The sequence below is a fragment of the Chroococcidiopsis cubana SAG 39.79 genome, from assembly GCF_003991895.1.
GTDB classification, from domain to species: Bacteria; Cyanobacteriota; Cyanobacteriia; order Cyanobacteriales; family Chroococcidiopsidaceae; genus Chroococcidiopsis; species Chroococcidiopsis thermalis.
This window is the reverse complement of sequence record NZ_RSCK01000007.1, coordinates 138,397-164,229: the sequence shown is the minus strand read 5'-3', so window position 1 is coordinate 164,229 and position 25,833 is coordinate 138,397. Positions and strand designations below refer to the sequence as shown.

At 39.8% G+C, this 25,833-nt stretch carries 23 protein-coding genes and 1 pseudogene; 17 read left to right on the top strand and 7 right to left on the bottom strand.

Annotated features, from left to right (window positions below; translation table 11 throughout):
• Positions 1-140 precede the first annotated feature (140 nt).
• The 3 genes from DSM107010_RS07225 (at position 141) to DSM107010_RS07215 (ending at position 2,294) form a co-directional block, all read left to right on the top strand.
• Positions 141-896 (top strand): metal ABC transporter ATP-binding protein, encoded by a 756-nt coding sequence (locus tag DSM107010_RS07225; protein ID WP_106166535.1) that lies wholly within the window; start codon positions 141-143, stop codon positions 894-896.
• Complete coding sequence (locus DSM107010_RS07220) at positions 896-1,762, top strand: metal ABC transporter permease (protein ID WP_015156624.1); 867 nt, start codon at positions 896-898, stop codon at positions 1,760-1,762. Before DSM107010_RS07225 ends, DSM107010_RS07220 begins: the two co-directional genes overlap by 1 nt.
• Positions 1,763-1,892: 130 nt before the next feature.
• Positions 1,893-2,294, top strand: a complete 402-nt coding sequence (locus tag DSM107010_RS07215) for a fasciclin domain-containing protein (protein ID WP_015156623.1) — start codon at positions 1,893-1,895, stop codon at positions 2,292-2,294.
• Positions 2,295-2,332: 38 nt separating this feature from the next.
• On the opposite strand, the gene DSM107010_RS07210 is transcribed toward DSM107010_RS07215, so the two are convergent.
• From DSM107010_RS07210 to DSM107010_RS38220, 5 genes are all read right to left on the bottom strand, one after another.
• Entirely contained in the window at positions 2,333-3,370 is a 1,038-nt protein-coding gene (locus DSM107010_RS07210) for a threonine aldolase family protein (RefSeq protein ID WP_106166529.1), read from the bottom strand.
• A gap of 15 nt (positions 3,371-3,385) precedes the next feature.
• The gene (locus tag DSM107010_RS07205) at positions 3,386-4,828 is read right to left on the bottom strand and encodes a RecQ family ATP-dependent DNA helicase (RefSeq protein ID WP_106166528.1); all 1,443 of its coding nucleotides are present in this window, start codon (positions 4,826-4,828) and stop codon (positions 3,386-3,388) included.
• Between the two features lie 157 nt (positions 4,829-4,985).
• Positions 4,986-6,056, bottom strand: a complete 1,071-nt coding sequence (locus DSM107010_RS07200; protein WP_127022663.1) for a 3-deoxy-7-phosphoheptulonate synthase — start codon at positions 6,054-6,056, stop codon at positions 4,986-4,988.
• Positions 6,057-6,277: 221 nt separating this feature from the next.
• Positions 6,278-6,556, bottom strand: coding sequence for an acylphosphatase (locus DSM107010_RS07195; protein WP_015156618.1), 279 nt, complete (start codon positions 6,554-6,556; stop codon positions 6,278-6,280).
• Between the two features lie 195 nt (positions 6,557-6,751).
• Positions 6,752-6,979 carry a hypothetical protein gene (locus tag DSM107010_RS38220; RefSeq protein WP_015156617.1) on the bottom strand — a complete coding sequence of 76 codons (228 nt, stop codon included), beginning with the start codon at positions 6,977-6,979 and terminating at the stop codon, positions 6,752-6,754.
• Positions 6,980-7,050: 71 nt separating this feature from the next.
• Between DSM107010_RS38220 and DSM107010_RS07190 the strand changes: the two genes are divergently transcribed.
• Both DSM107010_RS07190 and DSM107010_RS07185 read left to right on the top strand, forming a co-directional pair.
• Positions 7,051-7,308, top strand: a complete 258-nt coding sequence (locus tag DSM107010_RS07190; RefSeq protein ID WP_106166526.1) for a hypothetical protein — start codon at positions 7,051-7,053, stop codon at positions 7,306-7,308.
• A gap of 82 nt (positions 7,309-7,390) precedes the next feature.
• Positions 7,391-8,650 carry an MFS transporter gene (locus DSM107010_RS07185; protein WP_106166525.1) on the top strand — a complete coding sequence of 420 codons (1,260 nt, stop codon included), beginning with the start codon at positions 7,391-7,393 and terminating at the stop codon, positions 8,648-8,650.
• Positions 8,651-8,653: 3 nt separating this feature from the next.
• Here the strand turns inward: DSM107010_RS07185 and DSM107010_RS07180 are convergent, their stop codons facing one another.
• Both DSM107010_RS07180 and DSM107010_RS42855 read right to left on the bottom strand, forming a co-directional pair.
• Complete coding sequence (locus DSM107010_RS07180; protein WP_106166524.1) at positions 8,654-8,995, bottom strand: polyribonucleotide nucleotidyltransferase; 342 nt, start codon at positions 8,993-8,995, stop codon at positions 8,654-8,656.
• A gap of 169 nt (positions 8,996-9,164) precedes the next feature.
• Positions 9,165-11,204 (bottom strand): annotated as a pseudogene (locus tag DSM107010_RS42855) (aconitate hydratase).
• Positions 11,205-11,373: 169 nt separating this feature from the next.
• Between DSM107010_RS42855 and DSM107010_RS07170 the strand changes: the two are divergent.
• From DSM107010_RS07170 to DSM107010_RS07115, 12 genes are all read left to right on the top strand, one after another.
• Positions 11,374-11,601, top strand: a complete 228-nt coding sequence (locus DSM107010_RS07170; RefSeq protein ID WP_127022660.1) for a hypothetical protein — start codon at positions 11,374-11,376, stop codon at positions 11,599-11,601.
• A gap of 2 nt (positions 11,602-11,603) precedes the next feature.
• Positions 11,604-12,896: a cytosine permease gene (gene codB, locus DSM107010_RS07165; RefSeq protein ID WP_015156612.1), complete on the top strand. Its 1,293-nt coding sequence runs from the start codon at positions 11,604-11,606 to the stop codon at positions 12,894-12,896.
• 452 nt (positions 12,897-13,348) lie between these two features.
• Positions 13,349-15,565 (top strand): GumC family protein, encoded by a 2,217-nt coding sequence (locus DSM107010_RS07160; protein ID WP_127022657.1) that lies wholly within the window; start codon positions 13,349-13,351, stop codon positions 15,563-15,565.
• Between the two features lie 11 nt (positions 15,566-15,576).
• Complete coding sequence (locus DSM107010_RS07155) at positions 15,577-16,917, top strand: flippase (RefSeq protein WP_106168343.1); 1,341 nt, start codon at positions 15,577-15,579, stop codon at positions 16,915-16,917.
• Positions 16,914-18,125: a hypothetical protein gene (locus tag DSM107010_RS07150; protein WP_106168342.1), complete on the top strand. Its 1,212-nt coding sequence runs from the start codon at positions 16,914-16,916 to the stop codon at positions 18,123-18,125. The genes DSM107010_RS07155 and DSM107010_RS07150 overlap by 4 nt, the downstream gene beginning before the upstream one ends.
• Positions 18,122-19,024: a glycosyltransferase family 2 protein gene (locus DSM107010_RS07145; protein ID WP_106168341.1), complete on the top strand. Its 903-nt coding sequence runs from the start codon at positions 18,122-18,124 to the stop codon at positions 19,022-19,024. The genes DSM107010_RS07150 and DSM107010_RS07145 overlap by 4 nt, the downstream gene beginning before the upstream one ends.
• Positions 19,025-19,055: 31 nt before the next feature.
• Entirely contained in the window at positions 19,056-20,006 is a 951-nt protein-coding gene (locus tag DSM107010_RS07140) for a polysaccharide pyruvyl transferase family protein (protein ID WP_015156607.1), read from the top strand.
• A 9-nt stretch (positions 20,007-20,015) separates the two neighbouring features.
• Entirely contained in the window at positions 20,016-20,837 is an 822-nt protein-coding gene (locus tag DSM107010_RS07135; RefSeq protein ID WP_015156606.1) for a class I SAM-dependent methyltransferase, read from the top strand.
• A 61-nt stretch (positions 20,838-20,898) separates the two neighbouring features.
• Entirely contained in the window at positions 20,899-22,146 is a 1,248-nt protein-coding gene (locus tag DSM107010_RS07130; RefSeq protein WP_015156605.1) for a glycosyltransferase family 4 protein, read from the top strand.
• A 51-nt stretch (positions 22,147-22,197) separates the two neighbouring features.
• The gene (locus DSM107010_RS07125) at positions 22,198-23,478 is read left to right on the top strand and encodes an O-antigen ligase family protein (protein ID WP_106168340.1); all 1,281 of its coding nucleotides are present in this window, start codon (positions 22,198-22,200) and stop codon (positions 23,476-23,478) included.
• Between the two features lie 32 nt (positions 23,479-23,510).
• Positions 23,511-24,542: a glycosyltransferase family 2 protein gene (locus tag DSM107010_RS07120; protein WP_158631746.1), complete on the top strand. Its 1,032-nt coding sequence runs from the start codon at positions 23,511-23,513 to the stop codon at positions 24,540-24,542.
• A 110-nt stretch (positions 24,543-24,652) separates the two neighbouring features.
• On the top strand, positions 24,653-25,747 hold the full coding sequence (locus DSM107010_RS07115; protein ID WP_106168992.1) for a glycosyltransferase family 4 protein: 1,095 nt from the start codon (positions 24,653-24,655) through the stop codon (positions 25,745-25,747).
• The last annotated feature ends 86 nt before the right edge of the window (positions 25,748-25,833 follow it).

Sequence of the window (25,833 nt, the reverse complement as noted above, 5' to 3'; positions counted from 1 at the left end):
GATGTTTTCATATTCTTTTCATTTTTACAGTATGCTCAAAGTAGACAAAAAAAGTTAGTGTTATGAAAACTTTTAATTTGAAACTCCAGCCCAGAATAAATACTCATGGGTTTGTGCCAACTGCTGCGAACGTACAGAAAATGGATATGAATATCGCCAGCGCCGCAAATATTAATATCAGCCATTTAGGGGTGCAGTACCGCACGCAGGAAGCACTACGCGATGTTAACTGTACGGTGCGACCTGGAAGGCTGACCGGAGTTTTTGGTCCAAATGGTGCGGGTAAAAGTACTCTGATCAAAGCAATGTTGGGACTGGTTCCTCTGTCTAGTGGTAACGTGCTTTATCAGGGAAAGCCTTTGGTGCAGCAGTTGGAAAAAGTTGCATACGTTCCCCAGCGATCGCAAATTGACTGGACTTATCCTGCTACGGTGTGGGATGTGGTGATGATGGGCAGAGTCAAGAAAACGGGTTTATTTCAGCGTTTTTCTACTGTCAGTCGTAAAGTCGCCCAATCTGCATTAGAACGGGTGGGAATGGACGCATATAAAAATCGTCCCATCGGACAGCTATCGGGAGGACAACAGCAACGGGTATTTTTAGCACGGGCTTTGACTCAAGAAGCCGAAATCTTTTGCTTTGACGAACCATTAGTAGGAATTGACCAAAAAACCCAAACTGTAATTTTTGATGTTTTCCACGAATTAGCCCAAGCTAGAAAAATCGTATTAGTTGTGAATCATGACTTGGGAGAATCGATTCAGCACTTTGACGATTTGATTTTGCTCAATCGCGAGATAATTGCTACAGGCGATCGCGTTTCAGTGTTAACTGAAGATAATCTTTATCGCGCCTACAGTGGTAAGGTGATGTATTTTAGTGGAACTGCTGCTTGATGCTTGAGGCACTCATTGAGCCGTTGCAGTATGGATTCATGCAGCGATCGCTGATTGTGGCGATTCTTGTTGGTTTATTGTGTGCTGTCGTCGGCAGTTACTTGATGGTACAACGCTTAGCTTTGTTGGGAGATGCCATCAGTCACTCTGTCCTGCCAGGACTCGCGATCGCCTTTTTAGTTGGGGCAAATATTTTTGTTGGGGCGTTTATTGCTGGGGTAATTAGTACGCTGCTGATTGCTTGGATACGCACGCGATCGCCAATTAAAGAAGATGCAGCGATGGGAATAGTATTTTCAGCTTTTTTCGCCTTGGGAATTACCTTAATCACGACAATTCAGAAGCAAAATAAAATCGATCTGAATCACTTTTTATTTGGCAATATTCTCGGCGTGACATTTGATGATGTCCGCGATACGGCAATTATTGCCACTGTAGTATTAATTGTTGTTTTCCTCTTATACAAAGAACTCCTATTTTACACTTTCGATCCGCTAGGCGCTCAAGCTGCTGGCTTACCAGTGAATCAGCTAAATTTTGGTTTGATGTTGTTAATTGCTTTAACAATTGTCGCCAGCATGAAAGCAGTAGGCGTGATTTTAGTATTATCCCTCCTCATTACACCTGGGGCAACAGCTTATTTACTAGTCACTCGCTTGCATCAAGTGATGATTTTAGGTGCGGCGATTGGGATTGTTTCTAGTATTAGCGGCATGTATCTCAGTTACTTTTTTAACTTACCATCCGGTCCCGCGATCGTTTTAGTTGTTTCGGGATTATTTGCCTTAGCTTTTTTATTCAGTCCCAATTATGGGGTTTTTATGCGTTGGCGACAAGTGAAAACCAAGCAGTTGAGTAATGAATAATAGTAGAGTCAATTCTATCATTTGAATAATATATATCTTATAGGAGCGGACGGTTATGCGTCCCTACCTATGATATGTTCGTAATTGGTAATTGCTATACGAGCATTTTTTTATACTCTAGGTAAGATACATGGCTGACATTGTCGATATTGCTGTTGGTGCGGGTTCTTTCAATACTTTAGTAGCGGCAGTACAAGCAGCAGGGTTAGTAGACACCCTCAAAAGTCCTGGTCCCTTCACGGTGTTTGCACCTAACGACGAAGCATTTGCACAACTACCACCTGGAACTATTCAAACCTTACTACAAAACATTCCTCAATTAGCAAGAATTTTAACTTTCCATGTTGTTTCTGGTAAGTTGATGCAAGCTGACTTAGCAAAAGTCGATTCTGTCATTTCGGTGGAAGGTTCGCCAATTCCGATTAATTGTACTGATGGCTTTGAAGTCAAAAATGCCACAGTATTAGCACCAGATATTGAAGCTGATAACGGCGTGATTCATGTAATTAACCGCGTGATTTTAATGGGGTAATTTATATCTGTAGAGACGTTACATGTAACGTCTCTACATCAGGCGATCGACGTTTTAATATCCGCAACCAACTCATCAATTCTTTCTTTAGTCGTTCCCCAAGAACACATAAATCTTACACCACCAGCACCGATAAAAGTGTAGAATTGCCAGTTTTTAGCACGTAATTGATTAATAGTATGTTCTGATAACTGCACGAAGACACCATTAACTTGCCTGGGAAATAGAATTTCTACACCTTCAATGTTTAAAAGTTGATTTTCTAAATATTCCGCACATTCATTAGCGTGACGCGCATTTCTTAACCAAGCACCTGTTTCTAATAAACCCAGCCAAGGTGCGGAAATAAATCGCATTTTTGATGCTAATTGTCCCGCTTGCTTGCAGCGATAGGCAAAGTCTTCTGCTAAGCTTTTATTAAAGAAGATAATTGCTTCACCCATTGCCGTACCGTTCTTCGTTCCGCAAAAACACAAGACATCAACCCCACTTTTCCAGGTAATTTCTGCTGGAGTTTTATTCATTGCGACGACAGCATTGGCAAAGCGTGCGCCATCCATGTGGATTTTTAAGTTGTATTTTTGGGCAACTGCTTTAATTGCTAAAAGTTCGTCGATAGAATATAAAGTTCCTAATTCTGTAGCTTGTGTCAAGCTAATAACTTTAGGTTTGGGAAAGTGAATATCTGCACGTTTGCTGACAATCGCTTCTACTGACGCTGGGTTTAGCTTACCCACTTCGCCTTTTGCTAGTAATAACTTAGAACCATTAGAAGCAAATTCTGGCGCGCCGCATTCATCGGTTTCAATATGTGCGACTTCGTGACAAATGACACTGTGGTAAGACTGACAAAGTGCAGCTAGAGAGAGTGAATTAGCAGCCGTGCCGTTAAAGACGAAGAATACTTCGCAGTCAGTTTCAAAGATTTGCCGAAAATAATCTGAGGCTTTTTGCGTCCATTCATCGTTACCATATGCAGGCGAACTTCCTGCATTCGCTTTCAGCATATATTCTAAGGCTTCTGGGCAAATTCCAGAGTAGTTATCGCTGGCAAATTGTTCTGGATTGTTTACCATAATCTATCTACATAATTATTGTTTTTTGCATCGATCGCAATGTCCGCAACCTGAAGATGGTAATTCTTGACTGAAACCAAAACATTTTAACAAATACTGCCAGCGACACTGTTTCGTTGTAAGATACTGACTCATCTGCTGTACGGCAAGAAATTGTTTAGGTGGCTTTAGTTTAATTGGTTGACGGATCGTGTAATGAAATGGATCTTGCCAATCTAACAAATTGGCACTGTGGAGGAGAGATAACGCAATCGCACCATCAGAAAATTTGCGTGCTACAGCTTCTACTTCTCCCTTCACTGAAAGTTTTTTTGCTAATTGCTGTGCTGATAAATATTGCGATCGCATTTTATTTTCAAAAAACTGCTGACGCTGCTTATCTTCTGGATCTAGCCATCCTGTAGGTTCGCTAATTAACGTCAATGCAATACTCGGTTTTCCATCTCTGCCAGCACGTCCAACTTCCTGTACGTATTCTGATAATAATAAGGGAGAGTGGAAATGTATCACCCATCTCACGTTAGGTTTATTAATCCCCATACCGAACGCGCTAGTACAAACAACAAATTGCATTTCTCCATTCAACCAGCTAGCTTCAATTCTACGACGTTCTGCTGGACTCAAACCTGCATGATAAGCCGCAGTAGTATATCCTTGTTGCATTAACCATTCTGCTAAACTTTCGCTATCGCGGCGCGTACGCACGTAAACTAACCCAGCTTCCCCCTGTTGTGACTGAATAAATTTCTCTAATTGTTGTTTCCGTCCTCTTGGTGTCCAAACTATTTTTACCTGAAGCTGGAGATTGGAACGGTAGGGATTTTGACGAAAAATAGCTGGTTGTTGTAGTTGTAAGACTTGCTGAATTGTTTGCTGAGTTGTCGGATCTGCTGTTGCTGTAAAAGCCGCGATCGCAATTTTTGCTCCAACTGGTTTAGACTGAAGTAAAGCCGATCGCACTGTACCTAAACGGCGATAAGCTGGACGAAATGTATCGCCCCATTGAGATAAACAGTGAGCTTCATCTAAAATTAGACTATCAATTTTTAATTGTGGTTGAGATAGCCTTTCCCAAATCGGTTTACTGAGTAAAGTTTCTGGCGATAAATAAAGTAGTTTTAACTGTTGCCGTTCTAATTGTTGTAGAGTTTCAAAACGACTATCCTTTGGTAACTCACTGTGTAATAAAGCAGCTGGAAGATGGCGATCGCGCAATTCTTTAACTTGGTTTTCTATCAACGCTACTAGAGGAGAAACAACTATAGTTAACCCTGTTTGTAGTAGCGCTGGAAGTTGAAAACAAATTGACTTACCTCCACCTGTAGGCATAATTATCAAAGCATCTTGCCCTGACAATATACTACGAATAATTTCCCCTTGGGGTGGACGAAAATCTGCATATCCCCAGATTTTTTGTAAGGTAGCGCGAATATGTTGCCCAGATTCAGAGTCATTCATTGTTGTTCAGCAATTTTTTGACTCTGAATATAACTGTTAGTTGGTGAGGAAGCGATCGGTAATTTCACTGTAGAGACGTTACATGTAACGTCTCTACATTTATTAGGGGATTAAAGGGAGATCTAGCCCCCCTTTTTTAAGGGGGGTTGGGGGGATCTCAACCACCCACCGCGATCGCTTCCTTACTCAATTTCTCATAAGCTGCCAAAATAATTTCCTCAGTTTCTGCCCAACCGATACACTGATCTGTCACTGAGATACCATATTTCAATTTTGACAAATCGCAAGGAATTGACTGATGACCCTCATACAAATGAGATTCTAACATCATTCCTAGAATTGATGTATTTCCTTCTACAATTTGCTCGATCGCGTCGTTCAAAGCCACAGTTTGTAATTTGTAGTTTTTGTTCGAGTTACCGTGACTGCAATCGATGACAATTCGTGGTGGTAAACCTGCCTCTTTTAACTTTTCTTCTACTTTCTTAACATGGGCAATTTCGTAATTAGGTTTGCCACCACCACCCCGTAAAATAATATGACCGTAAGCATTTCCTTTTGTTTTGAAAACGCTCACTCGTCCTCTTTGATCGATCCCCAGAAAATTGTGTGGCGTACTTGCTGCATGGAGGGCATTGAGAGCAACTTGAATCCCCCCATCAGTCCCATTCTTAAATCCTACTGGCATTGATAGCCCGCTGGCAATTTCTCGGTGAGTCTGAGATTCAGTTGTTCTCGCCCCGATCGCCGCCCAAGACATGAGTTCGCTGATATACTGCGGTACGATTGGATCGAGTGCTTCTGTTGCCGCAGGAATACCCATTTCTGCTAGCTTTAATGATAAGCTCCGGGCTAAATGCAAACCTTTTTCAATATGGAAAGAATCATCCATATCGGGGTCGTTAATTAACCCTTTCCATCCTACTGTCGTGCGAGGTTTTTCAAAATACACGCGCATGATCAGCAGTAATTTATCTTGAACTTTATCTGCTAAATTTTTTAATTTCCCTGCATACTCTTCTGCTGCTGCAACATCGTGAATAGAACAGGGACCAACTACAATAAACTTTCTATTATCTATACCATCTAATATATTTTCTAATTCTTTCCGAAAGCGGAGGACAGTTTTTTCTGCTTTTTCCGTCAAGGGTAATTTTGTTTTTAATTCTTTCGGGGTAATTAAGATATGTGAATTATCAATGCGGATATCGGCAATACGATCGTGCATAGTAAAAATTACCTATTTTGAAGAACGACTACAGATAAAACCAATATTCAGTATAGTATTTTCTAAATAGAGGCAGACGAAACAATTTGGGAGAAAAACTCCCTTAAGCGTTCTAGATGGTCTAAAAAAAGACTACACCAGGAGCGATCGCGATTTCCACATCGCTGTCATTGTCTGTCATAAACCTAAACAGTAGCGCACGGCTGCCTCCACTTGCCAAATCAACGCCGGATCTCAAAATTGCGTAATCCTTCTGGTGTTTCGTACTCAACCGCCACGTCTTTAACAACAGCAGGCGGGTTTCCCTGGCGACACCACGCGATCGCCTCTTCTACTAATTCTCTCGTTCCTTCAAATACGGCTTCCACTCGTCCGTCAGGTAAGTTTCGCACCCAGCCATGTAACCCCATCTCAGCAGCCATCTCAGCCGTTGACATTCGGTAGCCTACTCCTTGAACTCTACCAGAAACGAATACATGGGCGCGAAGTCGATCTTGCATTATAAAGTCAAAAGTCAAAAAGCTGAGACACAGTATATCTGATGCTGGTTAATTGCATAGTGCAAAATTAGATATGCAATAGTTTAGAGCGACAAAAATGGCGCTAACTGAGAAGCTAACGCCAAACGAAGCCTTACTTGGTTCATTCTAAGCAAAAATGGTGCTGCAATCTAGCTCAAACTCAAGACGACGGTTTTAGTCATCATCATCGTCATCATCATCATCGTCATCGCGTTTACGGCTTCTATATCTGCGATCGTCATCGTCATCATCGTCGCGCCTTCTATACTCGCGATCGTCGTCTTTGTACCTGCGATCGTCATCGTCGTCATCATCGCGCCTTCTGGATGTGCGATCGCCATCATCATCGCGGCGGTCTTGCGGAAAGCCAGGAATATTTTTGAGAAAATCGCCTATCTCCATAAAAACTCCTTGGGAGATCGATTAAGAGTATTTTCTAACAACTTGTCTCGATCGAATCACAAGAATTTTTAATGGCACGGCGACAGTTTCATTCATCCGAACTTATAGGAATAAAACTTATAAATAGAGAGGATGTATTTATATATAGTTTTCCTATTGTATTGGTAAACTTCAAACGTAGTGCAAAAATTCACCTTACTACTAGAAACACATCTATTACTTGTATTGAAAGCTTTAGAGCTGCTGAAGTTGAGTCGCAAATTCTCTTCTTTTCTATTTATGAAATAGACAAAGTTGCTACAAGTTTCTATCTTAAAGTAGATTCTTGAGTTTAGTCGTTTGTTTTAGTCTGTAATCTATCTTAACAAATAACTTAGTCCTTTTTTCTACTGAGAAAGGGACTGTGATTCTATGTCTAAAAACTCTCTTAGATCGCCGAAAAAAAGTTTGAAATCGCTCGATTGGCTCAATTTCTTCCTTGCTGACGTGCGGGATGGAGTCGGACCTTATTTAGCAATCTACTTGCAAGCTTCCCATAAATGGAGTCCAGCCAATATCGGGATTGCCATGTCTGCTATGGGAATTGCTACAGTAATTGCCCAAACCCCAGCGGGGGCTGTGGTCGATCGCCTGCGACAAAAACGGTTGTTAGTTGTGGTGGCAGCGGCGCTAGTTGCGGTAGGTTGCATCGGCATGATACTGTCGCCAACCTTACCGACAGTAGTTTCAGCTCAGGCTTTAATTGGTGTAGCAGCAGCAATTTTTCCTCCAGCTATAGCAGCAATTACGTTAGGGATAGTCGGATATAACAAACTAGACCGTCGCATCGGTCGCAACGAGGCTTTCAATCATGCCGGAAATGTGGCTGCGGCAGCTTTAGCGGGTACTATCGGTCATTTCGTTGCTAGAGAAGGAATCTTTGTTCTTGTCGCAGTCACGGCGATCGCGAGTGCGATCTCCGTACTCCAAATCCGCAATCGAGACATCGATCCCGACTTGGCACGGGCTGCAAAAGATGGGCAAGATGGAGAGGGGCAGGAAAAGCGATCGCATATTTCTGGCATCGGTCAAATCTTAAGCGATCGTCGCATCCTCATATTTGCCGTTTCTGCCGTGCTATTTCACTTTGCTAACGCTGCAATGTTACCCCTTGTCGGACAAAGACTTGCACATGGTAAGGCTACAGGGGCTTCCCTGTACATGTCAGCTTGCATCATTGTGGCGCAGTTGGTGATGATCCCCGTGTCAACTTGGGCGGGAAGTTTAGCCCACGCAGGACGCAAACCAGTCTTCTTGTTAGGCTTTGCGATTTTGCCAATTCGGGGCGTACTCTACACTTTTAGCGACAATCCCTTTTTTCTCGTCTCCGTACAAATTTTAGATGGAATTGGCGCTGGTATCTTTGGAGTAGTATCTGTGTTAATAGTTGCAGATTTAACTAAAGGGACTGGTCGTTTTAACCTGACTCAAGGGGCAATTAGTACTGCTGTAGGGATTGGCGCTTCCCTGAGTAATTTGCTGACAGGTTTTGTAGTACAAGAGGCAGGGTACAATGCAGGTTTCCTCACTTTAGCAGCGATCGCCTCTGTTGCCCTCGCCTGCTTTTGGTTACTAATGCCAGAGACAAATAGCCTTCAACAGGAAAGGATGGGGCGATCGCTAGTAGGTTGATCGTTAATCGTCATCGTCATCGTCGCGATCGCGGGATCGATATTCCCGATCGTCATCATCATCCCGACTGCGACTTCTATACTCTCGATCTTCATCGTCATCGTCGCGATCGCGCCTTCTATATCTGCGATCGTTGTCGTCATCCTCTTCGTCGTACCGATCTCTATATTCTCGTTCTTCTTCTACCCGCGAACGATATCTGTACTCGCGATCGTCGTCCTCATCTTCATCGCGATTGCGATATCTGCGATCGTCGTCGTCATTGCGATTTCGATAGTCTCGATCGTCATCTCGTCTGCGATCGCCTACACCAGGAATGTTTTTAAAAAAATCGCCTATACCCATAATCTTTCTCCTAACGGTCGAGCAAGATTTTTTTACTGAATTAATCCGTAGTCTGTCACAGAAGTTTTGATTGCTATCTCCTCCAAGAGTTATAAATAGCGATCGGTAAATAGAATGAGATCGAACGGGGAGAAGGGTTAACTTACAACTACCAACTACCAATTACCAATTACCCCAATACATCCTGTTTATCAGCCAAAGATTCTTGTTTGGCAGAAATGCTAGGAGCTTCGCTTAAATCTTGTCGCTCGCTCAATTTTTCTCTAAATTCGTTAATTACACCTCCGTGTAAAAGGATATGAATTTGACGCGGGCTGATGCTGTGAGTCATTTCATAAACGAGATTTTTTGTCTTATTTTTAGCCACAATTGGTTGTCCAGAAGTTAAAGCATCGCGCAATCCTACAATTTCGATTTCATCATCGCGATCGATAGTATCGTAATCATCAGAATTGACAAATTCTAGCGGCATAATGCCGAAATTAACTAAATTTTGCCACCCAATTCGAGCGTAGGACTTAGCTAACACCGCTACTTGTCCTAAATATTTGGGTGCGATCGCGGCGTGTTCTCGACTCGAACCTTGGGCGTAGTTGTCGCCTGCAACGATGACATGACCGCCATATTCTTTCTGAGCAACTTTAGCTCGCTCCGCAAAAGTTTCATCTACCATATAGTAGACAAACTGACTGATCCCAGGAATGTTACTCCGAAATGGTAGTACCCGCGCCCCTGCCGGCATAATTTCATCAGTAGAAATATTGTTACCAACTTTAAGTAAAACGGGAGTAGTAACCCGATTTGGTAATTCTGGAAAATCTGGTAGAGATTTAATATTTGGTCCCTTTTCTAACTGAATCTGACTCCCATCTGTAGGAGGTGGTACGAGCATTTATGTATTAATTATCTCTTTTTCTGGAGCGACAAATTGAGGATAATTCATGCCGTAAATTTGTTCTAAATCTCGCGGATCTGTAATTACCCCCGTTAAAGCTGCCGCTGCTGCTGTTTCAGGACTGCACAAATATACCTGGTCGTCAGCAGTTCCAGATCGCCCAGGAAAATTGCGGGGAAAGGTGCGTAAAGAAATTTGATTCGAGGCGGGGGCTTGTCCCATACCAATACAACCGAGACAACCCGCTTGATGAAACCGCGCCCCAGCGTGAATTAGATCTAAGAAAGTCGTTCCCATCGCAGCTAAATTCTCGATTCCCTGGCGCGAGGTAGGATTAACGTCAAAGGAAACGCGATCGCTTGCTGTTTTACCTTTGACAATTTGACTCACAATCCAAAAATCTCGTATGCCTGGATTTGCGGAAGAACCAATTACCACTTGCTGTACCGATCTGCCTTGCACTTCTCGCACGGGGACGACATTACCAGGACTGCTGGGACAAGCAATTAAAGGGACTAATTCAGATAAATTAATTTCGTCATGAAGGTCGTATTCTGCGCCAGCATCGGCGATCAGTTCTACCCAATCTTCACCCCGTCCTTGGGAAGCTAAAAACCGTTTTACCTCAGCATCGGATGGAAATACCGTCGTTGTCGCCCCCATTTCCGTACCCATGTTGGCAATAACGTGCCGATCCATTGCACTCAAGTTTTCCAGCCCCGCTCCGTAGTACTCGATAATTGTATTGCGACAGCCGTGGACATCGTAGCGCCGCAGCATCTCTAGCACGACATCTTTGGCGCTTACCCAGTCAGGCAACTTTCCGGTTAGCTTCACGCCCAAAACTTTTGGCATTTTAAGATACATCGGTTCCCCTGCCATCGCCATACCTACGTCAATTCCACCCGCGCCGAAAGCTAACATTCCCAAAGAACCAGCGGCGGGGGTGTGGCTGTCGGAACCGATCAGAGTTTTCCCAGGAATACCGAATCGTTCCATGTGGACGGGATGACTGACACCATTTCCAGGGCGACTGTACCAAATACCAAATCGCTGACAGGCAGAACGCAGAAATAAATGGTCGTCGGCGTTTTTGTAATCTGTTTGTAATAAATTGTGGTCTACATATTGGGCAGAAAGTTCGGTTTTGACGCGATCGATTCCTAAAGCTTCCAACTCCAGCATCACCATCGTACCCGTAGCATCTTGGGTCAGAGACTGATCGATTTTCAGACCAATCTCCTGCCCTGGAATCATTTTTCCCTCAATTAAATGAGACTGGATCAGCTTTTGAGTGACGTTCATTGGTATCATGGCTCCTATGAAAAAGTCAAAATTTAAAAGCTAAAAGTCAAAAATTAGAAACTTGTATCAGGTGCAACTTTTAGTTAATGAATGGGAAGAATTAAATATAAACTTTGTTTCTTCTTTGCCTGCTATCTTCTGTCGATTCATACTACTTAGCAGTTACAGTTATTAATATATGCAAAAGTATATTCAGGCGATCGCGCATCTTCTCAAGGTAAGATTTTCTGTTATTTTCGCTTTTTTCAGTCGGCTATATGTTGTAGTTTCGATATTAATTTATACAGTCATATCACTACAGTTCGATCGGCTGGGAAGGCAAAATTCAGCGCAGATCGTGTTAACTATGATACATTTACTCGATCGCGATCGCCCTGAGAATAATTTCAACCTTTTATTCGCTTGAGTATGAGTAGCACGTCAGAAGAACAGCAATTCGTAGCGCGATCGCCTGTTAGTGAAGATTATCCCCTCAGTGCTGTCCCCGCCTCAGCACGCAAATCAATTTGGTCTTTAGCTCCCTTGCTGATGGGTTTTACCTTATACTCAGGAACGTTATTTGCTGGGGGTAGGGTAGGTCCATCGTTTCGATTTTTCCCCGATCTTGTCTCGCTGATTGTCATCGGCAATTTAATTTTAGGCATCTACGCGAGTCTACTAGCTTATATTTCTGCCAAGACAGGTCTGAGTACGGTCTTGATGTCGCGGTTCAGCTTTGGCAATGTGGGTTCTCGTTGGGTTGATTTTCTGCTTGGTTTTACCCAAATTGGTTGGTATGCTTGGGGATCGGCGCTGATGGCAGAGTTAGCAAATAAGCTTTTAGGCGTTCCGGCTGGCTGGAATTGGCTGATTATTCTATTTTTTACTTATTTCTTTTGTTCTACAGCGTATATTGGCTATCGGGCGATGGATTGGCTGAGTCGAATTGCCGTCCCAGCAATGTTAATTTTAATGGTTTGGAGTTTGGCGATCGCCACCACGAAAGTCGGAGGGTTTACAGGGTTGCAGGCGATCGTCCCTAAAGAACCCATGCCAATCGGTGAAGCTATTACAATTATTGTCGGGACGTTTATTTCAGGCGGAACTCAAGCCACAAACTGGAGTCGATTTGCCAATTCGGGACGCACGGCATGGATAAGTACCCTCACTGCCTTTTTCTTTGCCAATGGCTTACTCATATTTAGCGGTGCATTCTGCGCTCTAGTTTACGGTAATGAAGACATCGTACAAGTCATGGCGCAACAAGGATTGCTATTTTGGGGTTTGGTGCTGTTGTTCTTAAATATGTGGACGACACAAGACAACACCATCTATGCATTCTCGGTTGCAGGCGCGCATATGTTCCGTACTAACAAACGGACGGCTTTCGTGTTGGGTGGTGCGACTGTTGCTTTAGTGTTAGCCTGGGGCGGAATTTACAATTTACTCGTCCCCTACCTCATTTTACTAGGAACGTTTATTCCTCCCATTGGTGGGGTCATAATGGCAGATTACTGGTTGCATCATAAAGGACATTTCCCTGCACTAACAGAGAAACAGCCTGCATTGAATTGGGCGGGAATTATTGCTTACGTGTTAGCGAGTGCAGTCGCCTACTTCTCTCCAGGTGTCAAGCCCATTAACGGCATTATTGCAGCTGCGATCGCCTATTTTATTTTGAGTAAATTTCTAATTCCCAAAAACAACAGAGTGAAGGAATGAGTCTGAAAATTTAGCGGCTAGCTTTCGATTCTTCGCCATTTTTTCTATTCAAATTTGGAATTGCTAATTGTTCTCCACTAAAAGAGCGATTTCTGATAACGTTTCTCTTTGCGATCGCCAATATATTTGTAGGGGCGCACGGCTGTGCGCCCCTACTCGCCTATCTCATTCAATTGAAAATGGCTATGATATATAATCCTTGATTTCCTTCGTCTATACGTAAATCCACGGAAGAAGTTTTAAAAGTAAATTAGCCTGAAATAAAGTTATCGGTGAAAACTCGCTTGGATATCCTGTATTACTCAAGTTAGCTTTTATTTGAAATTTAGATTACTGAACTGTAGTATCTCAAAACCTTAATAACTTTGTAAAGATTCGCGTTGTACTGAGAACTTATAACTTGGTATTTCAGGAATTTTTACCCGAACTATTCTCTCTACTATTTTTGAGTTATGCAAGAGCGACTTATTGAAACCTCGGAAAATCTAGATTTAGATTTTTCAAAATTATGGATAATTTTAAAACGCCGTTGGCTACCTGGTACGGGCGTGTTTACTGCCATTCTGGGTTTAGCAATTATAGCTGTATGCTTGCAGAAACCCGTTTATGAAGCGACGGGGAAACTGATCGTTAAGAAAAACGATCAAACGGCTGCTCTCACAGGTTTGGGACAGGGAATCGGAGACTTAGAAGGTTTAAATCTTCAAAGTAATCCTGTCAATACAGAAATTGAGGTAGTACGTTCCATTCCTCTCTTACAAAAAACTATAGCTGCACTAAATCTCAAAGACGATCGCACAAGTGAACCACTTAAGCCAGCAGATATTATTGGCAAGCTAAAGTTGAAAAATATTGGTGGCACTGATGTGATGCAAGTGACGTATAAAAGCATCAGTCCTGATGAAGCTGCTGCCGTCGTCAATAAATTGATGAACGTTTATTTAGAAAACAATATTCAAACTAATCGAGTTACGGCAACAGCAGCCGGAGATTTTATTGCTAAGCAAATTCCTGATGTTGAAGCCCGCGTGCGTCGAGCCGAAAGCGCTCTGCGTCGCTTTAAAGAACAGAATCACCTAATTGCATTAGAAGTAGAGGCACAAGGTGCAGTCACGGTTATCCAAACTTTAGAAGGACAAATCGCCCAGGTTCGAGCAGAATTGGCAAATGCTAATACTAAGCTGGCAAAACTGCGCCAACAAGTCGGTATGGATACAGATACTAGCTTGAACCTCAACGCGCTCAATCAGGCTCGCGGCGTGCAAAGAGTTTTAACAGAATATCAAAAAACCGAAGCCGAACTAGCACAACTGCGGACGCGCTATGCCGAAACCTATCCAGGAATTTCCAATCTCAAGCAAAAGAGAACAGCTCTCAAAGCCTTACTCAGCCAACGGATCTCCCAGGCTGTAGGAAAGACGCGAACCCTAGCTGATGGTAAGTTACAAATCGGTGAAAGCAAACAGAAACTAACTGAGGCATATATTCAGCTAGAAGTAGAGCGTCTGGGTTTAGCAAGTCGTTTAGCTTCTTTATCGGGTGAATACAACCTCTATAAACAAAGAGCTAACATTCTGCCCAAATTAGAACAGCAACAACGGGAACTCGAAAGACAACTCAAAGCGGCTCAATCGACATACGAAATTCTGCTGCAAAAGCTGCAAGAGGTGAGAGTAGCAGAGAATCAAAATATGGGTAACGCTCGGATTATTGAATCTGCATTAGCTCCCGAAAAAGCTTTGTCGCTCAAACCGATGATAATTTTGGCAGCAGGTATATTGTTGAGCGTAGTGTTGTCAAGCGGTACGGTTGCAGTCTTAGAAATTAAGGATACATCGGTCAAAACTCTGAAGGAAGCAAGAGAGTTATTTGGCTATACCTTTTTAGGAGCTATTCCTTCTCTGACAAAGAAAGCTGCTGCCGATGGAAAAAATGCGGAGGCAACTACGATCGCCCTCCCAGTCAGAGACACTCCGCGTGCGCCAATTGCGGAAGCTTTCCGGATGCTTCAGGCTAACTTAAAATTTTCCAGTTCGGATAAATTGAAAGTGATTTTAGTCACTAGCTCTGTTCCTGGAGAAGGTAAATCTACGGTTTCTGCTAATTTAGGAGCGGCGATCGCTCAACTGGGAAACAGAGTCTTAATTGTTGATGCAGACATGCGCCGTCCCAGACAACACCACATTTGGGAGAAAGCTAATACAGAAGGATTAAGCGATGCGATCGTCGGTCAAGTAGATTACCAGTCTGCAATTAAAGAAGTTCTGCCTAAATTGCATATTCTCACAGCTGGCGCGACTCCTCCCAACCCCGTAGCACTGCTCGATTCCGTGCAAATAACTTCCTTAATCGATAATTTTGCTAAATCGTTTGATTTTGTAATTATTGATGCTCCTCCAGTTTTAGTAGCTGCTGATGCTCTCATGTTGGGTAAGATGACAGATGGTTTATTGATGGTAGCAAGACCTGGTGTTGTGAGTTCTAATACTGCTACTACTGCTAAAGATTTGTTGCAGTCTTCCGGTCAGAAAGTCTTGGGTTTAGTGGTCAATGGCGTGATTTTGGAAAATGAATCTGATAGTTATTACTACTATGTGAAGGACTATTACATGGAGGAGGATTCCACTAATCGTCAGCGTTCTACAGCTAATCGTAAGGCAGCATCATAACTCAGATTTGTATGTTCAAATCTATTGTGTCAATCCGCGAAAGATTTAGCCCTCAGTTACGTAAAGTTGCGGTAAATACTAGTTGGCTGTTTGCTGACCGTATCCTTCGCATGGGTGTTGGGCTTTTTGTAGGTGTGTGGGTAGCTCGTTATTTGGGACCAGAACAGTATGGGCTTTATAATTACGCGATCGCTTTTGTCTCTTTATTCAGTGCATTTGCTACGTTGGGCTTAGACAGCATTGTTGTGCGCGATCTTGTCAGATATCCAGCTTGCAGAGATGAAATTCTTGGTACTACATTTGTACTCAAACTCATTGGTGGACTTTTTACATTACTCTTGACGGTTGGAATAATTTCTCTACTGCGACCTAACGAAACTTTGACTCATTGGTTAGTGGGAATAACAGCAGTAGGAACGCTCTTTCAAGCTTTTGATGCGATCGATTTTTGGTTTCAATCTCAAACTCAATCAAAATATACTGTCTATGCCAAAAGTACAGCTTTTCTATTAATTACGGTTGTTAAAGTCATCCTAATTTGGATGCAAGCCCCTCTCATTGCTTTTGCTTGTACAGGATTGGCAGAAACTATTATAGGTGCAGTTTGTTTAATAGTTGTTTATCAAGCAAATAGGTACACGTTAGGAGTATGGCAGCTTCAGCTTCAACGCTCAAAGCAATTACTCAAAGAAAGCTGGTCTTTAATACTATCTGGTTTAACTGTTTATGTTTATTCCAAAATAGATCAGGTAATGCTTGGTTCAATGCTAATTAAACAATCAGAACTTGGATTTTATGCAGTTGCAGTAAGACTTTCTGAAGTGTTTGACTTTTTGCCGATGATACTAAGTATATCTGTTTTGCCAAAATTAACAGAAATTAGACAAAGAGATTATAAAGAATATATAAATAAATTTCAGAGTTATTTTGACTTAATGCTAATTTTGTGGCTGTTAGTTGCTATTCCAGTTTCCCTACTTGCACCGTTCATAGTCAATTGTTTGTATGGTGAATCTTATACAAAATCAGCACATATATTATCAATATATGTTTGGGCGCAGTTTGGCAGTAATCTAGGAATTGCAAGAAGTGGCTTCTTACTTCTGGAAGGTAAGCAAATATTTTCTCTTTATCTCAGTGCTAGTGGTGCAGTATTAAATGTGGTACTAAATCTATTTCTGATACCCAAATATGGAGCAATGGGAGCCACAATAGCAACTTTAATTACCTACTTTTTAGTAATCGTTGCAATTATTTTTTTTGTAAATGAACTTAAAATAATTAGCAAAATTTTGTTGCGATCCTTCAATTTACCTCATGCAATTATAAGATTTTTAGAGGTAGTAAAATGATTCAAATTAAACCATTTATCAAACATCAAGCTATCTGTTGTCATTGCGGAGCCACTATTAATAGCAATGATATCATCTGGCAAGGTATGCAAATTTTATACAAATTCAGTTGTGTAGCATGTGATAGTGAAATTCTTGAAGATTTAAAGTTTGGTCATGCTATTAACTACCCATGTCAAGTTAATTTAACGCAAAATAAGTATTGGTGTAATTCTAGCTCGAATAATCATATTGCTAAAACTTGGTTAGGAGAACCTTTATTAAAGTCACTAAAATCTCCTATTGAAGATTTAAAAATAGCTGTAGAAATTTTTAATCGCTGTAAAAATACAATAATTTTGAATTGTATTGATAGTTACTATGGTCATTGCATTTTAAAACTACTGAATGCCCAAAGACATTTAGAAAATAAATCAGATAAAGGTTTGATAGTTATTGTGCCTAAATTTCTCCGCTGGATGGTTCCAGAAGGCGTTGCAGAAGTATGGACAGTTGATATATCGCTAAGGAATGGGCAATGCTACTATCCCAAACTCAATGACTTTATTCAAAAGGAATCTACTCGTTTTGAAGAAATTCACATTAGTGAAGCCTATTCTCATCCTAGTAGGTTTGACATCACAAAGTTTACTAAGATTCTTAAACATAGCTTTACTAAAGAGAGCTACAAAGTAACGTTTATTTGGCGTGAGGATAGATTGTGGAGTAATTTTCTTCTCTTCCGCATATTGAAAAAGCTTAAATTAACTTGGCTATTGGTATGGATTCAAAACTGGAGAGTGAGAACATTATTTCAACAGATGCGATTTAAACTACCATTAGCAAGCTTTGCAGTAGTGGGACTAGGAAAAAAAACTAAATTTCCACAATGGATTGAAGACTTAAGAGTAGAAACATTCGATGAAGCAACTGAGAGGGCAGTGTGTCAAATATATTCGGAAAGCCGCTTAGTCATTGGCATTCATGGATCTAATATGTTGTTACCATCTGGTCATGCTGGTATGACGCTCGATCTAATGCCACTTGAGCGATGGGGTAATTTTGCTCAGGATATCCTCTACCAGGAAAATGACTCTAGGCTTGCTGCTTTTAAATATCGATATTTGCCACTCCAAACCTGTATACCAGATTTAGCACATATTGCTTCAAGTATGATTTTGAAATCTTCAGGATTTAATCTTTCTATGACAGTTGATAAGACATTATGAACACCCCAGTTACCTTTATCATTTTTAATCGACCTGACACGACTGCAAAAGTTTTTGAGGCAATTCGTGAAGCTAAACCTTCAAAGCTTTTTGTTATTGCTGATGGACCGCGTGCAGATAAACCAGGTGAAGCAGAAAAATGTGCTGCTACCCGTGCAATTATTGAACAAGTCGATTGGAAGTGTGAAGTAATAAAGAATTACTCTGACGTAAATTTAGGATGTGGAATACGTCCAGCTACAGGTATTACTTGGGTATTTGAGCAAGTAGAAGAAGCTATATTTCTTGAGGATGACTGCTTACCTCATCCGAGTTTTTTTACGTTTTGCGAACAAATGTTGAATAGATACAAAGATGACGAGCGGATTATGATGATTAGTGGTACAAACTTTTTAGAAGAATGGAAATTTAATATTCAAGACTATCACTTTTCATACTATGGTGGGATTTGGGGTTGGGCATCTTGGAAAAGAGCTTGGAAATATTACGATCATGAGATCAAACTATGGGGACGGAAGGAAATAAGAGATAGAATTTGTGATGTGCTTTCAAGTGATAAACAATTTAAGGCAAGAGCAAAAATATTTTGGATAACTTATCAAAATAGCTCTTGTTTAAATGCATGGAATTATCAATGGAGTTTTGCTCGTCTAGCTCAGTCTGGTTTGTCGGTTGTCCCTGCGAGAAATTTAATCTCTAATATTGGTTTTGGAGAAAATTCTACTCATACTAAATCTAAAAATTCAAAAATAGCAGAGCTTAAGTTATTAGATTTAAAATACCCTATTAAAATGAATGATTTCACAGCAGTCGATCGAAACTACGATCGAAAATTTTTTAAAAAAGTAATAGAAAATAATTTGCTTGCCAAACTGAAGAAAAAATTTAATATTCTTTAACTATTTTATATTCACAATCAAAGGAAGCTGTATGAAAATGATTTCAATTCTAGATACTAGTATTTGTAGTTCTAATCTTGGCGATCGAATCATTATGGATGCGATTACAAATGTCATGGAAGACATTTTTGATAATATTTTAACTATTCATATTCAAACCCATGATGTAATATCAAAAACTTCCTATCAATATATGAGAGGAAGTGAATTAAAATTATTAGGTGGTACAAATTTATTGTCATCTAATATGAATTGGTATAACCAATGGAAAGTTAGTTTATGGGATTCAATGTTTGTCAAAAATATAATTTTATGTGGTGTAGGTTGGTGGCAATACCAAAACAAACCAAATCTTTACACTCAAATCTTATATAAAAATTTACTAGATAAAAATTACTTACATTCTGTTAGAGATAGCTATACTGAACAGAAATTGAACTCTATTGGCGTAAAAAATGTAATTAATACTTCTTGTCCGACAATGTGGAAATTAACAGAGGAACATTGTCGTAGTATTCCACAAGAGAGAGCAGACTCGGTATTAGTCACTTTTACTGAGTACAATCAACATCCAGATTTCGACTCAAAATTAGTTAACTTACTGGAGAAAGAATACAAGCAGATTTATTTTTGGACACAACAACCAAAAGACTATGAATATATGCGAAGTATTTGTAGTGACAAAGTTATCTATCTTCAACCTAGCTTAAAAGGGTTAGATCGGTGTTTGTCTGAAAATAAAGTTGATTACTTGGGTACGCGGTTACATGCAGGAGTCCGAGCTTTGCAACATAAAAAAAGAACGCTAATTCTTTCAGTAGATAATAGAGCTACTGAGATAGCTAAGAATACTAATTTACCTGTCATTGAACGAGATAATTTAATAGCAATAGCTAGTTGGATTAACTCAAAGTACGAAACTAAAATAAAGCTTCCTTTACAAAATATTAATCAATGGAAAAATCAATTTCTCAATACATAAGATAAACAAATGCAACTTCTAAATATTGGCTGTGGCTCTTCTTTTCATCAAGCATGGACAAACATTGATTTAGTGTCCTCCTCACCAAATGTTCAAAGCCACGATATACGCAAAGGCTTGCCTTACCCCAATGGATATTTTGATGCTTGCTATAGTTCACATGTACTGGAGCATCAGAGCCAAAGTGACGCGAAGAGTCTGGTATCCGAATGTTTCCGCGTACTGAAGCCGCATGGTGTCATCAGAATAGTTGTACCCGATCTTGAATCAATAGTAAAAAGCTACCTTTATACCTTAGAGCAAGTTGAGGCTGGAGTTACGGAGGCAGAGGCAGACTATACTTGGATGACTTTAGAGCTTTTGGATCAAATGGTTCGCACTTCTAAAGGTGGAGAAATGATTAATTATTTGAGCAGCCCCAATCTGCAAAATAAACAATTTATTAAGTCTCGAATTGGCTGGGAAGCAGAACAAAATTGGCTTCAACAGGAAGAAAAGACAAATTGGCAAAAGTTGAAGTCAAAAAATTGGTCGTGGTTATTACATAACTTGAGAATTTACTTAGCACGAAATATAGTAACAATAACCGCAGGTAAGGAAGTAAGACTTGCATTTGATGAAGGGTTGATGAGAAATACAGGTGAAATTCATCGCTGGATGTACGATCGTTTTTCGCTAAGACAGCTACTGAGTAAAGTTGGATTTAAAGATGTATTAGTTTGTCGAGCTGACGAAAGCCGAATCCCAGATTTTAATACTTATAGCTTAGATACTATTAAGGGGTTATTGAGAAAACCAGATTCTTTATTTATAGAAGGAATAAAACAATGAAATTTTTATTAATGCTGGGCTGGAATCAGAGAAATTATTCATCATTTAAATGCTGCATTAGATGAAACCTTTAATTCTTAGCACTGCCGATATAAATGGAGGAGCAGCTCGTGCTGCTTATCGCTTGCATCAAGGGTTACAGTCTATTGATGTTTCTTCCCAGATGTTGGTACAAACTAAGACAAGTGATGACGTAACTGTAATTTCTCCAAGAAGCAAAATAGATAAGGGTATTGCTAAACTCAGGTTAACCTTAGATAGATTGCCCTTACTTGCTTATAAGAAATCTGAGCGCGAAATTTATTCACTACAATGGTTACCTGAACGGGTAGCTGCGAAAGTAGCTCAGATCGATCCAGATGTGATTAATCTGCATTGGGTATGTCATGGATTTTTGAATATTGAAACTCTCACTAAATTTACTCAGCCTATTGTTTGGACATTGCACGATATGTGGGCTTTTACGGGAGGATGTCACTATAACCAAGAATGCGATCGCTACATTGACTCCTGTGGTGCTTGTCCGCAACTTTCGAGCAGTAGCAACCATGACTTATCTCATTGGGTTTGGCAACGGAAAGCAAAAGCTTGGAAGAATATTAACTTGACGATTGTTACTCCTAGCAAATGGCTGGCGAAGTGTGTAAGTTCTAGTTCTCTGTTTAAGGATTTAAGAATTGAGGTGATTCCAAATGGTTTAGATACTGACAGATATAAGCCGATGAACAGGCAACTAGCAAGACAACTCCTTGGACTACCTGAAGATAAACTTCTTGTCTTGTTCGGAGCAATGAATGCAACAAGCGATCCAAGGAAGGGTTTTCATCTTCTTCAACAAGCATTGCTGAGCCTGAGTAAATCTGAATGGAAAGAGCAGCTGTCTCTAGTTGTTATGGGTGCAAGCCAGCCTAGTTCACAACTTGATTTTGGGTTTAAGACTCACTACTTAGGTAAATTAAGTGACGATATTTCTCTTGCTTTGATCTACGCAGCAGCAGATGTTTTTGTTGCTCCTTCGATTCAGGATAACTTACCTAACACAGTGATGGAAGCACTTTCTTGTGGAACCCCCTGTGTAGCTTTCAATATTGGAGGTATGCCAGATATGATCGAACATCAGAGAAATGGTTACCTCGCTCAGGCTTATAAAACAGAGGATTTAGCACAAGGAATTGCCTGGGTATTAGTAAATCTTGAGAGACATAGCAAGCTGTGCAAAATTGCCCGTGAAAAAGCAGAGTGCGAATTTACGTCAGCAATCCAAGCACAACGCTATACGTCTATTTTCACTGAAATAAGTCCCTCTTAATAAAGCAAATTTCAGCAATATAATTAGACTCATTTTCTCTATCAAAAAACGATGAAGAATAAAGCAAATTATTTAAAACTTATAAAAAACGTTTTTATTGTATGTTCATTGTGTATGTTCATGGGAATTTCGTTAGAAAAACCAGACCCAAGTACTAGATTATTAGAAGCTTATAATCCCTTTACAAGCTTAATTCACTATTGTATCTACGGATTAGGAGTTCTCCTAGCAAGTCTTAAGTATAAGCAAACATTAAAGTTAGTATTTAAAGATATTTTTTTATGCGTACTTCTTACCCTATCACTTCTTTCTACAATTTGGTCAGCAGTACCTATAAGTACTTTTTTTCATAGTATTTCACTTTTAGCAATAACAATTTTTGGCATTTACCTTGGTACTAGTTATAGCTTAAATGAAGTACTGAAGCTATTTCGCTGGTCGCTTGCAATTATAGCAATTTTAGGCTTAGTATTTGCTCTATTTATGCCAGCTAATGCCTTTTTGCTTGACTTGCGTACCGGGTTGCGTTTTCAAGGCTTATTAAGTCATCCAACAAATTGCGGACGAATAATGGTACTAGGTATAGTTCTATGGTTAATTCATGCGTTGCATACGAAACATTATAGAGCCATCAGCTGGAGCATTGTTGCCATATGTACAGTTTCGTTAGCAATTACAAATACTGTCAGTGCCTATTTATCACTATTGGAGATCTTAATTATTTTGTTATTATTACGAACTCTCAAAACAAAAAACGTTGTTTTAATTTCATTTATTTTATTTTTTATTACTTCAGTAATTACTTTATTAGCTACAAATCATGAAACCGTCCTCGACTTTTTTCGCCGTGATACTACGGGTACTGGGCGGACAATTCTTTGGGGAATGGTTTGGGAAAAAATTATGGAACGTCCAGTATTAGGCTATGGACTGAATGCTTTTTGGACAGGTTTAGATGGTCCTTGTGCTGATATCTGGCAAAGAATCAGATGGCAAGCACCTCATGCCCACAATGGATTATTAGATGTAGGTTTGCAATTGGGCTTACTTGGTATGTTAGCTTTATTAATATCATTAGTGAGAAATATTTTTATAGCCATAGGTGAGTTACAACGGTTTAGTAAGCTTGAATCTATCTTGCCGATAACTCTGATTACTTTTGTAATCATTTCTAACTTAACTGATGTTGGAGTCTTGTCTGCAAGGCAAAGCATTATTTGGTTTTTGTACGTATATCTATCTACTTACTTAAGTAGATGTGTTCTTGTTAAACGTAAAATCTACAAAAAAGATCGAAAAATAGATGAGGCATACACGCAGTTTAACTCTTAACTAGTATGTTGAATTTTTGCTACCAACATCAAGTGAAAATAAATTCTAACTTAGAGGCTAGCTATTTAATGTCTGAGTATGGTTTGTTAAAAGCTAAAACTAATTTATCTCTACCCTTGGTTAGTATTATTACGCCATCATACAACCAAGGAAAGTTTATTAGGAAGACGATTGAAAGCGTTCTAACGCAGAATTACGAGAAAATTGAGTATTGGGTAATCGATGGAGGTAGCACAGATGAAACAATATCTATTTTAAAAGAATACGAAAGCGATTCACGTTTTCATTGGATAAGTGAAAGCGATCGCGGTCAGAGTGATGCTATTAACAAAGGACTTGCTAGAATTAAAGGAGAAATTTTTTCTTGGCTTAATTCTGATGATGTTCTAGTTCAGAATGCACTTTTTAAAGTAGTTTCCGCATGGATGGAAGCAGAGCAACCTAGTATTATTTATGGATTAGCCAGATTTATTGATGAATGCGATAACGATCTTGGTCTCTGTCCTCGCCAGTGTCCAAATATGACACTTGAAAAAATTCTAGCTTGGAAATATCACTTACCGCAACCAGCTGTCTTTGCTCCAGTAGAGTCCGTTCGTGAAGTTGGAGGAATAGATTTATCACTCCATTATGCAATGGACTTTGACCTATGGATTAAGTTAGCTGAAAAAATACCATTAAAACATATTTCTTATAACTTAGCTCTATTTCGCCTACACTCAGCATCGAAAACATTTACTATCACTACAAGCTTGGTTAATGATATTGCAGAAGTATTAAGTAGAGCTAAGAAAAGAGGAATTTTAGATGATAAGCAAGCACAAAGTTGCGTGAATCTTTTGTCTGCCAAAATGTATATGGAAATGGGAGATTTTTCTACAGCAATGGTTAAACTTAAGTCCGCAGTAATGATTAATCCCTCTGTTACTTTAGAATCAGCAACTTTAATAGTAAGGTGTGTAACTCGTTTTCTCATAGGTGAGAAGAAATGGTTACATTTGCGGTTTATTTTAATGAGTTTTTTTGAAGCTAACAAAAGTTTGAGAAATAACAATTGGGCATGATTTCTGCTATATAACTATATTTGTATCGACGTACTCACAAAGATACAATCTTATGTGTGTAAACTTAACATGCATCTAAATTTTCTCAAAAAGAATATCGGAGTATATTAGTGAAGATTGCTATTGATGCTAGGCATATTTCTAAAGGTGGTATTGGAGAATATATCAGAGAAATTTTAAATAGAATAACTCATGAAAAAAATCTAAGTTTTTTGGTTATAGCAATTAACGAGGAAGACTTCAGCACAATTAAAGCTCTTAAACTAGAGGGTGTGAATATAATTAGAGGACCAAAAATGTTCTCTATAAGAGAACAGATATGGTTGGCAAAGTTTTGTCGAACATACAAACCAGATATATTTTTTAGTCCCCATGTAACTTTTCCTGTTTTTTCATCTTGTTCAAAAGTTCTCACTGTGCATGACACAATTTGGCTAAATTATCCTCAATATGCTACCTCTCAGTTAGCTCGATTGTACTTCTTAGTCATGCTGAAACTAGCAGCTTGGAAGTGTAAAAGAATTATTTGTATTTCAAAAAGTACTGCATCAGATTTTTCTCATTGGACAGGTGTAAATTCCAATCGAATAGAAATAATTTATAACGGAGTCAACCTAACACGCGAACATCCTAATATATCACAACAACTAGATCTGCCATACTTCGTTTACGTTGGAAATTGGAAACCTTGGAAGCGAGTACCCGATTTGATAGCAGCATTTGAATTAGTAGATGTTGCTTGTGCAAATCAGAAAGTTCGTCCGAAATTGATTCTTGCAGGTAGGCATAACTATAACCATTCAGATGACATAGCTTCTAGAATTCAATCCTCCACCGCAAAAGAATACATTCAGGTGCTTGGTGAATTGAATAGAAGTCAGTTAAATAGTCTTATTGCTGGTTCAATAGCTTTAGTTAATCCATCTGAATACGAAGGGTTCGGGTTAACTCTTGTAGAAGCAATGGCGCTAGGAACTGCTGTCATAGCAGCTAACGGCGGTTCAGTACCGGAAGTTATGGGTAATGCAGGGATTTTAGTTCAACCCAGAGATGTCAATAGTTTAAGCCATGCAATGTTATCGGTGATGAACAATGCAGAATTACGAAATACTTTAACGGAGTGTGGAAAAAATAAAGTAAACGAATTTAGCTGGGAAAAAACTGCACAACTTACATTGAATGTTTTATTAGATGCAGGCAAATGATTAAAGTCTATTAGAGTCATTGAAGTTAACCATTGCTCACATTCTCAGTACACAATATGGTTATGCTGACAGGCTATCAGTCAAGA

Bases quoted from the DNA above. Each gene is read 5' to 3' on its own strand.
- DSM107010_RS07225 (WP_106166535.1), top strand. From the start codon at position 141: ATGGATATGAATATCGCCAGCGCCGCAAATATTAATATCAGCCATTTA.
- DSM107010_RS07220 (WP_015156624.1), top strand. From the start codon at position 896: ATGCTTGAGGCACTCATTGAGCCGTTGCAGTATGGATTCATGCAGCGA.
- DSM107010_RS07215 (WP_015156623.1), top strand. From the start codon at position 1,893: ATGGCTGACATTGTCGATATTGCTGTTGGTGCGGGTTCTTTCAATACT.
- DSM107010_RS07210 (WP_106166529.1), bottom strand. From the start codon at position 3,370: ATGGTAAACAATCCAGAACAATTTGCCAGCGATAACTACTCTGGAATT.
- DSM107010_RS07205 (WP_106166528.1), bottom strand. From the start codon at position 4,828: ATGAATGACTCTGAATCTGGGCAACATATTCGCGCTACCTTACAAAAA.
- DSM107010_RS07200 (WP_127022663.1), bottom strand. From the start codon at position 6,056: ATGCACGATCGTATTGCCGATATCCGCATTGATAATTCACATATCTTA.
- DSM107010_RS07195 (WP_015156618.1), bottom strand. From the start codon at position 6,556: ATGCAAGATCGACTTCGCGCCCATGTATTCGTTTCTGGTAGAGTTCAA.
- DSM107010_RS38220 (WP_015156617.1), bottom strand. From the start codon at position 6,979: ATGGAGATAGGCGATTTTCTCAAAAATATTCCTGGCTTTCCGCAAGAC.
- DSM107010_RS07190 (WP_106166526.1), top strand. From the start codon at position 7,051: ATGGCACGGCGACAGTTTCATTCATCCGAACTTATAGGAATAAAACTT.
- DSM107010_RS07185 (WP_106166525.1), top strand. From the start codon at position 7,391: ATGTCTAAAAACTCTCTTAGATCGCCGAAAAAAAGTTTGAAATCGCTC.
- DSM107010_RS07180 (WP_106166524.1), bottom strand. From the start codon at position 8,995: ATGGGTATAGGCGATTTTTTTAAAAACATTCCTGGTGTAGGCGATCGC.
- DSM107010_RS07170 (WP_127022660.1), top strand. From the start codon at position 11,374: ATGCAAAAGTATATTCAGGCGATCGCGCATCTTCTCAAGGTAAGATTT.
- codB (WP_015156612.1), top strand. From the start codon at position 11,604: ATGAGTAGCACGTCAGAAGAACAGCAATTCGTAGCGCGATCGCCTGTT.
- DSM107010_RS07160 (WP_127022657.1), top strand. From the start codon at position 13,349: ATGCAAGAGCGACTTATTGAAACCTCGGAAAATCTAGATTTAGATTTT.
- DSM107010_RS07155 (WP_106168343.1), top strand. From the start codon at position 15,577: ATGTTCAAATCTATTGTGTCAATCCGCGAAAGATTTAGCCCTCAGTTA.
- DSM107010_RS07150 (WP_106168342.1), top strand. From the start codon at position 16,914: ATGATTCAAATTAAACCATTTATCAAACATCAAGCTATCTGTTGTCAT.
- DSM107010_RS07145 (WP_106168341.1), top strand. From the start codon at position 18,122: ATGAACACCCCAGTTACCTTTATCATTTTTAATCGACCTGACACGACT.
- DSM107010_RS07140 (WP_015156607.1), top strand. From the start codon at position 19,056: ATGAAAATGATTTCAATTCTAGATACTAGTATTTGTAGTTCTAATCTT.
- DSM107010_RS07135 (WP_015156606.1), top strand. From the start codon at position 20,016: ATGCAACTTCTAAATATTGGCTGTGGCTCTTCTTTTCATCAAGCATGG.
- DSM107010_RS07130 (WP_015156605.1), top strand. From the start codon at position 20,899: ATGAAACCTTTAATTCTTAGCACTGCCGATATAAATGGAGGAGCAGCT.
- DSM107010_RS07125 (WP_106168340.1), top strand. From the start codon at position 22,198: ATGAAGAATAAAGCAAATTATTTAAAACTTATAAAAAACGTTTTTATT.